11 protein-coding genes are annotated in these 12676 nt (G+C 71.6%); 3 read left to right on the top strand and 8 right to left on the bottom strand.

Annotation, left to right across the window (positions count from 1 at the left end; all coding sequences use genetic code 11):
- Positions 1–22: 22 nt before the first annotated feature.
- From R9X44_RS34310 to R9X44_RS34300, 3 genes are read right to left on the bottom strand one after another with little or no spacing between them, the layout of a single operon-like run.
- Complete coding sequence (locus tag R9X44_RS34310) at positions 23–919, bottom strand: NAD kinase (RefSeq protein ID WP_319818549.1); 897 nt, start codon at positions 917–919, stop codon at positions 23–25.
- Complete coding sequence (locus tag R9X44_RS34305) at positions 916–1713, bottom strand: TlyA family RNA methyltransferase (RefSeq protein WP_319818604.1); 798 nt, start codon at positions 1711–1713, stop codon at positions 916–918. Before R9X44_RS34305 ends, R9X44_RS34310 begins: the two co-directional genes overlap by 4 nt.
- Positions 1714–1718: 5 nt before the next feature.
- Positions 1719–1937 (bottom strand): hypothetical protein, encoded by a 219-nt coding sequence (locus R9X44_RS34300; protein ID WP_319818548.1) that lies wholly within the window; start codon positions 1935–1937, stop codon positions 1719–1721.
- A 132-nt stretch (positions 1938–2069) separates the two neighbouring features.
- On the opposite strand from R9X44_RS34300, the gene R9X44_RS34295 reads away from it, so the two are divergent.
- Positions 2070–2411, top strand: a complete 342-nt coding sequence (locus tag R9X44_RS34295) for an SCP2 sterol-binding domain-containing protein (protein WP_319818547.1) — start codon at positions 2070–2072, stop codon at positions 2409–2411.
- Positions 2412–2445: 34 nt separating this feature from the next.
- Here R9X44_RS34295 and R9X44_RS34290 read toward each other — a convergent pair whose 3' ends face one another.
- Both R9X44_RS34290 and R9X44_RS34285 read right to left on the bottom strand, forming a co-directional pair.
- Positions 2446–3432 (bottom strand): HAD-IIA family hydrolase, encoded by a 987-nt coding sequence (locus R9X44_RS34290; RefSeq protein WP_319818546.1) that lies wholly within the window; start codon positions 3430–3432, stop codon positions 2446–2448.
- Between the two features lie 6 nt (positions 3433–3438).
- Positions 3439–3777, bottom strand: a complete 339-nt coding sequence (locus tag R9X44_RS34285; protein WP_413775006.1) for a tetratricopeptide repeat protein — start codon at positions 3775–3777, stop codon at positions 3439–3441.
- A gap of 130 nt (positions 3778–3907) precedes the next feature.
- On the opposite strand from R9X44_RS34285, the gene R9X44_RS34280 reads away from it, so the two are divergent.
- Positions 3908–5161, top strand: a complete 1254-nt coding sequence (locus R9X44_RS34280) for a DUF1015 domain-containing protein (RefSeq protein ID WP_319818545.1) — start codon at positions 3908–3910, stop codon at positions 5159–5161.
- Between the two features lie 29 nt (positions 5162–5190).
- Complete coding sequence (locus tag R9X44_RS34275) at positions 5191–6108, top strand: MBL fold metallo-hydrolase (protein WP_319818544.1); 918 nt, start codon at positions 5191–5193, stop codon at positions 6106–6108.
- Here the strand turns inward: R9X44_RS34275 and R9X44_RS34270 are convergent.
- The 3 genes from R9X44_RS34270 to R9X44_RS34260 all read right to left on the bottom strand — a co-directional run.
- A complete protein-coding gene (locus R9X44_RS34270) occupies positions 6098–6952 on the bottom strand; it encodes an alkaline phosphatase PhoX (RefSeq protein ID WP_319818543.1) in 855 nt (284 codons plus the stop codon). The genes R9X44_RS34275 and R9X44_RS34270 overlap by 11 nt on opposite strands.
- 1718 nt (positions 6953–8670) lie before the next feature.
- The gene (locus tag R9X44_RS34265; protein ID WP_319818542.1) at positions 8671–11487 is read right to left on the bottom strand and encodes a hypothetical protein; all 2817 of its coding nucleotides are present in this window, start codon (positions 11485–11487) and stop codon (positions 8671–8673) included.
- A gap of 225 nt (positions 11488–11712) precedes the next feature.
- Positions 11713–12676, bottom strand: a 964-nt coding sequence (locus tag R9X44_RS34260; protein WP_319818541.1) for an MBL fold metallo-hydrolase, incomplete at its 5' end; no start/stop codon positions are given.

Genomic DNA, 12676 nt, shown 5'->3' with positions numbered 1-12676 from the left:
CGCATCCGTCTCGGGGGACAGATTATCGCTCCTGTGTGCGAACGCGCCCCCGCCAGCCCGCCACCGGGAGCCCGAACTTGGTCACCAGCCTGTCGGTGAACGGCGTCAGATGCAGCCGCGCGAGCCGCACAGGCACGTCGCTGCGCCGCACCTCGACGCGCGATCCCGGCGGCAGATCGACGGTGCGGCGACCATCGCACCACAGGACCGCGCCCTCGTTCTCGTGCGTCACCTCCACCGCCACGGTCGACGCGGGCGAGACCACCAGCGGACGCGCGAACAGGGCGTGCGCGCTGATCGGCACGACGAGCATCGCCTCGACCTCCGGCCACACCACCGGGCCGCCCGCCGAGAAGGCATAGGCGGTCGAACCGGTCGGAGTGGCGCACACCACCCCGTCGCACCCCCAGTGGGACAGCGGACGGCCGTCGATCCCCACCACGAGCTGGAGCAGCTTCTCGCGCGCCAGCTTCTCCACCGACGCCTCGTTCAACGCCCACGTGCGGTGCTCGACGCCGCCCACCCGCACGGTGACGTCGATCGCCATCCGCTCCTCGACCTCGTACTCCCGGCTGACGGCACGGCTGGCCACCACCGCGAGATCGGCGCGCTCGGCTTCTGCGAGGAACCCCACATGCCCGAGGTTGACGCCCAGTACCGGCGTCCCCGTATGACGGGTCAGCTCCGCCGCGCGCAACAGCGTGCCGTCACCGCCCAGCACGATCACCAGCTCCGCCCCCGCCGTCGCCGACGGCTCTGCCGGGAACTCCTCGACGCCCGAGCAGCCGATGTCCTTGGCCTCGCCCTCGAGCACCCGCACGTTGACTCCAGCGTCGGCGAGCCTGCGGATCAGCAGCTGCGCGCTGGTCACCGCGCCGGGACGGCCGGTGTGCGCCATGATCAGTACCGAACGCGTCATGCGGGACCCTCCGCGACGGCCCTTGCCAGGTCGGCCTCGACGAGCGCGGGCGCACCCGCCTTCAACCACAGGAAGTACTCGACGTTCCCCGACGGCCCCGGCAGCGGGCTCGCCGCCACCCCCAGGACTCCGAGCCCAAGGCTCCCGGCGTACTCGGCCACTGTGCGCACCGCCTCCTTGCGCAGCTCCGGATCGCGCACAACACCGCCCGCTCCTACGCGGGACTTGCCGACCTCGAACTGCGGCTTCACCATCATCGCGTAGTCGGCGTCCGGCGTGACGCACGCCTTGATGGGCGCGAGCACCTTGGTCAGGGAGATGAACGACAGGTCGCCCACGACGAGGCTCGGCGGCTCGCCCACGTGCTCGGGCGTCATGTCGCGGATGTTCAGCCGCTCCACCACGCTCACCCGCTCGTCCGTACGCAGCGACCAAGCGATCTGCCCGTACCCGACGTCCACGGCGACCACATGGGAAGCGCCCGCCCTCAGCAGCACGTCGGTGAACCCGCCCGTGGACGCGCCCGCGTCAAGCGCCCTGCGCCCGGACACCACGAGGCCGGGGAACGCCGCGAGAGCGCCCGCCAGCTTGTGGCCGCCCCGCGAGACGTACTCCGGGCCCTCCTCCGTCTCCTCCACCACGACCGCAGCCGACGGCTCCACCTGCGTCGCCGCCTTCGTCGCGACCTGGCCCGCCACCTTCACCCGGCCCGCCGTGATGAGCTGCCCCGCGTGCTCACGCGACCTGGCCAGCTTGCGCCGCACCAGCTCGGCGTCGAGCCTGCGCCGGGTCACCGGGCTCACCGCGCCTCCCGCGCCTCGTCCGAGGCCGCCAGGATCTCCTGGAGCCCCGCGTGCACCCGCTCGAACACCGCGACGTGCCCGCCGACGGGCAGGCCGGCAAGACCGTCGAGCGCGGCCAGCACCGCCGTCACCGCCGCCTCACCCGGCTCGCCCGGCGCGCGCGACTCACCGTAAGGGGCCTCGCCCCGCATCTCCCCGCCCATCCCAGCGCCCATCCACTCAGGTCGGCAGGTCGGGCCGTGTGCGACCCGACCGTCTTCGGCGTGCCGCGGTTCGCGCGGACCACATGAGGAACGCTACCGTCCTGTGACGACACAGGCGTCGACGGAAGCGGGGAATCGTCAGTCATGGCCACGGAGCAGGAGTGCGTGGACGCGCTGGACGTGCTGGCCAGACGGCTCGGCGAGGTCGACCCCGCCAAGTGGGCCGAGCACGCGGTGAACCGCTCGGTGAGCTGCCACGTCAGCGACCTCGGCCTGTCGTACGCCACCCGCATCACCTCGACCGGCCTCGCCCCGTTCGAGCCGACCGGCGACCCGCGCGCGGCCCAGGTCAGGCTGACGATGAAGTCCGCCGACCTCCTCGAACTCGCCGCCGACAAGATCAGCCCCGCCAAGGCGTGGGCGACCGGGCGGCTCAAGATCGAGGCGAGCGTCCTCGACCTCATCAGGCTCCGCAAGATCCTCTGACCCGTACGCGTACCCGTTCCCGTGCCCGGCGCGTTCAGCGCAGGCCCAGGACTTCTAGCGCGCTGCTGACGGCCTCGGGGGATGCGGGCTCGGGCGTGCGGAAGGCGGCCGCCGCGAGCGCGCGCAGGCCGTGCCACTTGTCGCCCGCTCCGGAGAGGGTGATGGCTTCGCCGTCCCATGCGGCGGTCCATCCCGCGCACGTGTAGCGGCCCGCGTTCTCTTCGACGTCGGGGAAGTCGGCGAGGAGTCCGGTCAGATCCGGGGCCATGTACGTCGCCCGGTGACGGGGCTCGGCGGTGAGGGCCGTCAGCGGGTCGGTCACGCCGGTGAAGACGAGCAGGCTGTCCGCGCCGCCGTTGAACGCGCCCTCTATGTCGGTGTCCAGACGGTCGCCCACGACGAGCGGCCTTTCCGCCCCCGTACGCAGGATGCTTTCGCGGTGCAGGGAGATCTCCGGCTTGCCCGCGACGACGGGGGCCACCCCCGTCGCCGTCTGGATGACCCTGATGAGCGAGCCGTTGCCCGGCTTGTTCGGGCCGTAAGGAGCCGAGATCGTCAGATCCGCGTTGGAGGCGACGAACAGCGCCCCGTTCAGCACCGCCTGGACGCCCTGCGCGATCAGCCCGTAAGACAGGTCAGGGGTGAACCCCTGCACCACCGCCTCCGGCCCCTCCAACGCCGTGGACACCGGCCGCAACCCCCGCGCGTAGACGGCGTGACGCAACGCGGTACCGCCGACCACCAGCACCTTCGCCCCCGGCGACAGCCTCTCCGACAGCACCCGCGCGGCGGCCTGCGACGACGTCACCACGTCCGCGCCGTCCGTCGGGATGCCGAGGCCCGTCAGCAGAGCCGCCACCGCGCTCGGGGTACGCGATGCGTTGTTCGTCACATAAGCCAGCCGCATCCCCTGCGCCCTTGCCTTCGCCAGGGAGTCCGCGGCGTTCTCAATCGGGTGGTGACCTCGGTAGACGACGCCGTCAAGGTCGAGCAGGGCGACGTCGTAGGAGTCGATCAGCATGCGGGGTCATCTCCGGGAGTCGAGGGTGGCTCGGACATGCCGCAGCGCGGAGGCGTAGTCCTTGTTCTCCGGCCGCATCGCCGCGGCGAGCGCCAGGTGCTCGGCCGCGGCCTGGAACATGCCCATCCGGCTCAGCGAGAGGCCGAGACCGAACAGGGCGAAGTCCTCCGCCGGATTCTCCTCGATGATCGAACGGAAGCTGTCGGCGGCCTCCGCGTAGTGCCGCGCCCCGAACAGCGCGCGCCCCAGCGCCTCCCGGATGCTCGGAGAGTGCGGCTCGGCCTCGGCCGCGCGCGACAGCGGCAGCACGGCGGCGGCGGGACTGCCCGAAGCCAGCAGCTTCAGACCACGTGAGTAAAGGTCATAAACGTCCTCCCCAGAGCCCTCAGGAGACTGACGGGAATCTGCGGACTCTCCCGAACTTTGAACCAACGTGTGCACCTCCGATACGCGTCCCTCCGTACCATGCCCCAGCATGGACGGATTCGACCTTCATCAGGGCCTTGTCCTGGCCCCGATCCACGGTGTGCGGTACACCCCGCCCGAGGGCGGGAGCCTTGCGGCCGTCACCTGTCCACCGTACGACCTCATCGACGAGGACGACCTCGCCAGGCTCAGGGCCGCCGACTCCCACAACATCGTGCGGATCACGCTTCCCGACGGTGACTACGCGGGCGCGAACCGCCTCCTCAGACAGTGGCTTTCCTCGGGCATCCTGGCCGTCGACCCCTCGCCCGCCGTGTACGTCTACGAACGCGACGGCGAAGGCGGCCTGCAACGCGGCCTCATCGGCGCGGTCGGCCTCCGCGACGAGTCCGAGGGCGTGATCCTGCCGCACGAGGACGTCTATCCCGGACCCGTCAACGACAGGCTCGCCCTCATCGAGGCCACCCACGCCCACCTTGAGCCGATCTTCCTCACCTACGAGGGCGGCGGACCGGCCAGCGAGGTCGTCGACGAGACCGCCGACACCAGGGCGCCCGTCCTGGAGATCGTCTCCCCCGCCGGGACCCGGTACCGGCTCTGGCGCCTCGAGGAGACCACCCGGGTCGCCGCCGACCTGCGGCACCGCCGCGCGCTCATCGCCGACGGCCACCACCGCTACGCCGCCTATCGCGCGTACCAGGCGCGTCAGGAAGGGCACGGGCCGTGGGACTTCGGCCTCGCCCTGCTGGTGGACTCCCTGCGCTACCCACCGAAGCTCGGCGCGATCCACCGGGTCCTGCCGGGCCTCGACCCGCTGCAAGCCGCTGAGGCGGCCCGTGCGGCCTTCACCGTGCGCGACCTCGGCACTGATGCCGAACGGGCCTTCGCGGAGCTGGACAGGGCTTCTGACGGCTTCCTGCTGGCCGGCGGCGGCGGGTTCTGGCTGCTCACCGACCCCGACCCCGTCAGGCTCGAGGCCGCGCTACCGCCCGGCCGCTCAGCGCGCTGGAAGGCGCTCAACACCGCGGTCCTCGACGGCCTGCTCATCGGCGACCTGTGGAAGATCGACCCCGACGAGCACACCGTCCAGGTCGTCCACGACGACGCCGCCCACGCCGTCGCCAGGGCCGAGCGGACCGGGGGCGTCGCGGTGATACTCAAGCCGCTCACCGTGCCCGCGGTGATGGCCCTCGCCGCCGGGGGCGAGCGGGTGCCGCGCAAGTCGACCTCGTTCGGGCCGAAGCCGCGCACCGGACTCGTCATGCGGCTGCTGGATCCGCGGGACGACGCCTTTACATTGTAGATCATGAGCGCGTCGGGTTAGGTTGGGCCATGGCCAACCTGATCACCCCGCTCGGGAACGACGTCTACGAGATCGACACCCAGATGGCAGGGCACACCGGGATCACCGCCGGCTACCTGATCCTCGGCGACCGGCCCTGCCTCATCGAACCCGGCACCGCGGGCTCCGCCCCGATCGTCCGCGACGCGCTCGACGCCCTCGGCGTCGCCGCCGACGACCTCGCCTCCGTGGTCGTCACCCACATCCACCTCGACCACGCGGGCGGCGTCGGCGACATCGCCGAGATGTACCCGCAGGCCGAGGTCGTCGTGCACGAGAAGGGCGCAAGGCACCTCGCCTCACCCGAACGGCTCGTGCGCAGCGCCCGCATGGTCTTCGGCGACGCCTTCGACGTCCTGTTCGGCGGCCTCAAGCCCACCGAGGCGTCCCGCATCAGGGCCGTCGACGAGACCGGCGTCATCGACCTCGGCGGCGGACGCCGGCTGGAGAGCCACTACTCCCCAGGCCACGCCAAACACCACGTCGGCCTGCTCGACTCCCTCACCGGCGACCTGTACGTCGGAGACGCCGCGGGCATCTACATCCCCGAGACCGCCGAGATACGGCCCGCCACCCCGCCCCCGGACTTCGACCTCGACACCGCCCTCGGCTCTTTGGACCGCTTCCGCGCCCTCCAACCGACCCGGCTGCTGTTCGCGCACTACGGACCCGTCACCGACGTCCCGCTTACGCTCGACAGATCCGAGGAAGAGCTGAGGGTGTGGGTCGAGGCCGTCCAGCAGGCCAAGGACGCCGACCTCGACCTCGACCACGCCGTCGCCATGGTCGTCGAACGTACGGCCGGGCGTTACAAGGCGCTCGACGACCCCGCCCTGCGCGAGAAGCACGCAGTCCTCAACGACGCCCGCTCCAACGTCGCGGGCATCATGCACTCCCTCAGCTCCTGAACGGGCCGGTCACCTCGTAGGTCACCCCCGACGTGCCGAGGATGACCCCGGTGGAGCCGCGCTGAGACGAGAAGTACAGGCGCGAGCCGTCCGGGGAGAACGCCGGGCCGGTGACCTCCGAGGCGGCATGCCCCTCGATCTGCAGGAACGGCGCGACCACCCCCTCCGGGGTGATCACGTTGATCTGCATGTCGCCGCCGTCTTCGGCGACGTACAGGTCGCCGCCCTCGGAGCCCGTGATGTTGTCGACCCCTGTGAGCGGAGCCGTCCCGGACGTGACGAGGTCGTCGTCATAGGCGATCTCCAGCACCGACCGCTCGGCGTCGTAGGCCCACACCCGGTTGTCGCCCTTGGTCGTGAAGTAACAGACGCCGCGTGCGTAGTAGCAGCCTTCACCGCCCTTGAAGTGCATTGCCTCGGCGACCTGCTCACGCGTCGGCTTCAGCCACAGCTCCGGGTTCGGCACCTTCTTCCAGCCGACGGGGCCGGGGCCCGAACCCGTCAGGACTTCGAGGGTTCCCTTCGACAGGTCGCCCCACGTCTGCGGCTTGAACCGGTAGAAGCAGCCGTCTCCCTGGTCCTCCGTCAGGTACACGACCTTACGGTCGGGGTCGCACGCGGCGGCCTCGTGCTTGAACCTTCCCATCGCCGGATGCGCCTTGGCCTTGGCGACGCCCTTCGGATCCGTCTCGTACACGAGTCCGAAGTCGTACTCCTCGCACGACAGCCAAGTTCCCCAAGGCGTCGCACCCCCCGCGCAGTTGATCTGCGTCAGATTGAGGATGCGGTAGGCGTCGGAGATGCTTCCGTCGGCCGCGAACCGCACAGCCGACGCCCCGCCCACAAGCGGCACCTCCGAGTTGCTGACATAAATCCAGCCGTCCCCGTCAGGGAAGCAAGCCCCACCGTCCGGCGCAGCGTGCCACACATACCCCGTCCCGGAGACCGCCTGCATCGACCGAGCCACGACCCGACTCGTGAACCCCTCAGGCAGCCGCAGCCCATTGACGTCCGCGGCCTTCAACGCCCCATACGGCCCCACCCCCGGCTGCGCCGGCCCAGCGGCCCGCGCCGCCCCCTGCCACAACGCCCCACTGAACGCGACGGCGCCACCCCCCACCACGGCCCCGCGCAAAAACCCGCGCCGCCCCATCCAACCCACCATCACATTCCTCCACTCCTCGAAGTAACCACCACAAACCAGACCATCGCCCCCCACCCCCAAACCACAACACCCCCGTGAATATCCCCCCAACACCCACCCCCGTCAACCCCACCCCCACACCCCCTCAACCACCCCCACCCCACAAGCCACCCCCCAAGCGCCCCCAACACGGACGCACGACCACCCCCCGCGCGCACACGCCCAAGCCCCCCAAGCGCACTCCCCGACGCGGCCGTACAGTCGCCCGCCGCGCGCGCACGGGCCGTAGGCGTACCCCCCAACGCGAGCGTACGAAAGCCCTCTTCGCGGGCACGGGTCGAGCCACTCCCGAGCACGGCGCTCGACTTTCCGCACCCCGGGTCGGCCCCCGCAAGCCCACTCCCCAACGCGACGCCCAGCCGCCCACCACACCCGCACGGGCCGATACCCGAAGCGCACTCCCCGACGCGGCCATACGATCGCCCTCCTCACGAGCACGGACCAAGCCCCCGCAAGCGCACCCCCCGACACGGCATACACTCGCCCGCCACGCGCGCACGGGCCGAGGCCCTAAGCGCACTCCCCGACGCGTGCGTACGGCGACCCGCCGCGCGCACGGGCTGAGCCGCGCAAACGTACTCTCCAGCACGTGCGTACAGTCGCCCGTCGCGCGCGCACGGGTCGAGGCCCTAAGTGCGCGGTCCCTGACGTGGGCGTACGGTCGGCCTCCTCGCGCGGACGGGTCGAGCCGCCATGTCCTGGATGCCTGGCTTGGGCCGTCGTCTGCCGCGCGACATTGGTCGAGCATCGGCGGAGACGTGAAAGCCTGGCGCGCAGGTCATGCGTCTTCGATACCGGAGACGCTGGGCCCGCCTTTCGCGGCTTGGCTTCTCCGCACGGACGGGGCGAGCGCCCGGGGGAACGCGAAGGCCCGGCGCAGGTGCGCCGGGCTGCACAGGTCACAGGTCGTGCGTCGCTACCGGCGACGCCGGACATGCCTTCCGCCCCTTGGCCTCCGCGCGAACGGGGCGAGCGGCGGGTGGAAAGGCGAAGGCCCCGGGCAGGTGCGCCGGGGTGCACAGGTCGCGGGGCCTCACCACCGGCGATGCCCGACATGCCTTCGGCTCCTTGGGCTCCTCGCACGGACAGGGTGAGCGCCCGGTGGAAGGCGAAGGGCCCGCGGGGGTGTGCCGGGCCGCATAGGTTGTGGGGCCTTACCGCTGGCGACGCCGGATGTGCGTTCCGTTTCTTGGGCTCCGCGTGGGCACGGGCGGGTGTCGGGTGGAAAGGCGAAGGCCCGGCGTGGGTGCGCCGGGCCTTGCATGTGTGGTCGCTGGTCGGGGGTTCCGGCCGGGTCCTCAGCTGTTTGCCGTTGCCTTGGCCTCGGTTGGAGGCGTTTGGGGTTTGGCGTTGGATGCCTAGGCGTCGTTGGGGTCGGGGGACTTGGCGGCTTCGCCGTTGTCGACGGGCTCGGCTGCCTTGTCCGCGGCGCTGGTGGCGGCCTCGGAGGAGTCCTCGGCGCGGTCCGAAGGCTCGGGGGCCTCCTGGGGCTCGGGGGTCTCCTCGTCGTCCTCGTCCTCGGCCTCGGTCTCGGTCTCGGTCTCGGTCTCGTCGGCAGCGGACTCGGCGGAGGTTTCTGGGGCTTCGTCCGCTTCGTCGTCCTCGTCCTCGTCCTCGAACTCGTCGTCAAGGTCCGAGTCCTCGTCGTCCTCGTCGTCTTCGAAGTCGTCGTCCTCGTCGCCGAAGTCGTCGTCATCTTCGTCGTCGAGGTCGGTCAGGTCTTCGTCGGACTCGTCGACGTCGGACTCGTCGGTGCGGGTGGAGGAGGTGGGCGGGGCCTGGAAGGCAAGGGTGAGGGGTGAGCCGTCGGAGGTAGCGACGGGCTCCTCGGTTTCGCCGGTGTCGATGATGTGCAGGCCGTCGAGTTCGGCGTAGCGCTCGGCGGCGTCGGTCTCCTCGTCGCGGTCGGAGGCGGCGGCGCGCAGGAACCAGTCCTTGGCCTCCTCCGGCCGGTCCGCCGCGACGAGCGCGTCGGCGTAGGCGTAGAAGAGCCGCGCCGACCACGGCCGCAGCCTGCGGTCCTTCAGCTCGGGGATCTGCAGCGCGACGACGGCGGCGTCGAGCTCGCCGAGGTCGCGGCGCGCGCCGGACTCGACGATGTGCAGCTCGATCCGCTCCTCGCGCGGCAGCGACCCGGCCTCCTTCGACCTGGCGATCTCCAGCGCCCGCGCGGGACGGCCGAGGCCGCGCTCGCAGTCGGCGAGGATCGGCAGGTACAGGTCCTCGCGGCCCGGCAGCCGACGTGCCGCACGCAGCTCCGACAGCGCCTCGGACCACTCGCCCGCGTGGTAGGCGGCGAGGCCGCACGCCTCGCGGACCACGCCGACCCGGCTGGCCAGCCGACGCGCGGTCTTCGCGTGCCGGTAGGCGGTCTCCGGGTCCTCGTCAACGAGGGTCCCGGCCGCGACCAGGTGCCGCGCGACGAGCTTCGCCAGGTCCTTCGGCAGGGTGCGCAGCTCTTCGCGGGCGAGGTCGTCGAGTTCGTCGCCGGTGATCTCCTCGGGGATCACCGGGTCGTCGTAGGAGGTGCGGGTCGGGTCGCGGTCCTCGCGCGCGCCGTAGCCGCCGCGCGCCAGCCGCTCCTCGCGGCGCTCGCCGAACCGCTCCTCCGGGCTCCGGTCCCCCTCGGGCCTCGGCCCGCCGCGCCGCCCGTCTTTGCCGCTGTAGGGACGCCGCTCGTCCTTGCCGCCGTCGCGGTACCCGCCCTGCGGCCGGTCATCTCGACGGAACCCTCCGCCGCGCCCACCGGGCCGGTCCTCACGCGGACGGAACTCGCGCCGCTCACCATCACGCGAACCACGCTCGTCACCGCGACGGAACCCGCCGCCCTGGCGGTCGTCCTTACGGAACCCGCCCTGGCCGCCCCGGTCATCCCGTCGGCCGCCGCCCTGCGGACGGTCATCCCTCCGGAACCCGCCCTGCGGACGGTCCTCGCGCGGACGGAACTCACGCCGCTCACCATCACGCGGACCACGCTCGTCATCACGCCGGAACCCACCGCCTTGGCGGTCATCCTTACGGAACCCGCCCGGCCGGTCGTCCCTGCGGAACCCGCCACCTTGCGGACGATCATCGCGCCGGAACCCGCCGCCCTGCGGACGGTCGTCCCTGCGGAAACCCCCCTGCGGCCTGTCATCGCGAGGCCGGAAGCCACCGCCCTGCGGACGGTCGTCGCGCGGACGGAACTCACGCCGCTCACCATCACGCGGACCACGCTCGTCATCACGCCGGAACCCGCCACCCTGGCGGTCGTCCTTACGGAACCCACCGCCCTGCGAGTCGCGGCGCTCACCACGGTCGTCCTTGCGGAACCCGCCCTGGGGACGGTCGTCACGGCGCTCGCCGCGAGCGTCCCTGCGGAAGCCGCCCTGGCCGCCGCGATCGTCGCGCCGGAACCCGCCCTGCGGACGGTCGTCACGTCGACCGCCACCCGGACGGTCATCGCGCGGACGGAACTCGCGCCGCTCACCGCGGTCATCCTTGCGGAAGCCGCCCTGGCCGCCCCGGTCGTCCCGTCGGCCGCCGCCCTGCGGACGGTCGTCCCTCCGGAACCCGCCCTGCGGACGGTCCTCACGCGGACGGAACTCGCGGCGCTCACCATCGCGCGGGCCGCGCTCGTCGTCGCGACGGAACCCGCCGCCCTGTCCACGGAATCCGCCGCCCTGGCGGTCGTCCTTACGGAACCCGCCCTGGGGCCGGCCGCCGCCCGGACGGTCGTCACGGGGACGGAACTCGCGGCGCTCGCCGCGGTCGTCCTTGCGGAACCCGCCCTGCGGACGGTCGTCCCTGCGGAAGCCGCCCTCGCGCTGCCCGCCCTGGCGGTCGTCGTCACGGCGGAAACCGCCGCGCGGACGGTCGTCACGCCGGAAGCCGCCCTTGCCCTCATCACGCCGTTCGCCGTCGCGCTGGAACCCTCCGCGCGCTCCCTGACCCCTGTCGTCGCGGCGGAAGCCGCCCTCACGCTCGCCGAACTGCCGTCCCGCGGGCGGCTTGCCGCCCCGGCCCTGTCCGGGCCCGCCCTTACCCTGCCGCGGCGCGCCGGCCTTGCCGCCCGGCTTCGGCGTCTTACGAGAAGCGCCCGGCTTGCGACCGGACTGACCGCCCTTGCGGTCGCCGTTCGCACCCTGACCCTGACGTCCCTCGCGGTTGTCGCCGCGACCATCCTCTTCCTTCACCACTACATGGTAGACGGAACACGACACGCCCCAGACGCCGAACGCCGCACCCCGAAACCCCCGCGAAGGCAAACCCAAGCCGAAGACCCGGCCAAGAAGCCACTTTTCCCGGCTTTTTTCGACCCCGCCAAATCCTCTTTTATTCTCCTATTCTCCTGCCTCCCGTCTTCGCCCCCGAATAACCGACCGACGACGGTATCGCCCACCGCACACGGCAAAACCGGCCTAAACCTCGAAAACCAGTCCCGGCGCGGCATATTCCACGGGCCCGCCGAACCGCCGCGCGGCACGCTCGACCGCGGCGTCCGGCGCGATGGCACGCCCCACGTGCGTCACCACAAGCCGCCCCGCGCCCGCGGCGTGAGCCGTCTCACCCGCCTCCTCCGGCGTGTGGTGCACCGCGACCTCCCCCTCGGGCGGCGGAACGTCACTGTCCGCCTCACACAGCAGCACGTCGCACCCCTGGGCGAACCCCGTCAGCGCAGCGCACGGCGCGGAGTCCCCCGAGTAGACCAGCGACCGCCCCTCCCCCTCCACCCGCAGCGCGAACGCCTCCATACCGTGCGAGACGGCCCCGCTCGTCAGGGTCAGCCCGCCCACCTCCGCGACGAGCCCATCCCGAAGCTCCGTGACGGCGAACGCCGACTCCACGGGACTCCGCACAGCCCCGTTCGTCAGAAACCCCGCGAGCCGGTCAGCGATCCCCACAGGCCCATACAGCGGCAACGGCTCATCCCGCCGGACATCGGCGTACAGCAGCCCGTAGTAGGCCGTCAGCAGATCCGCACAGTGATCAGCATGCAGATGCGAAACCCAGACCGCATCCAGTTCCCCAAGCCCCACATGCCCGAGCAACGCCCCCAACGTCCCCGTCCCCGCATCCACCCACACCCGCACCCCACCACCCCGCACCAAATACCCCGAGCACGGATTCCCGACCCCCGGATACGGCGTAGCACTCCCCAACACCACAACATTCATAGCTTTCCTTTGCCGCGCCTCCGGCGCGGCGGTGATTGGGCGCCGGGAAGTCGCCGTCTTCCCTCCGGACTTGCTCGCCTGGCGGCTCACAAGTCCTCCGGTCCAGACGGCGACGCGCCCAATCACTCTATAGTTTTCCGCTCGACGGCCGTGGCCCCGGCTGAGGTGGAATCCCCGGAAATGCAGAAAGGCCCCGAGGTTATCCTCG

Source organism: Actinocorallia sp. A-T 12471 (assembly GCF_033875155.1).
In the GTDB taxonomy this organism is placed as follows: Bacteria; Actinomycetota; Actinomycetes; order Streptosporangiales; family Streptosporangiaceae; genus Actinocorallia.
This window is presented reverse-complemented; position numbering and strand designations above follow the sequence as displayed.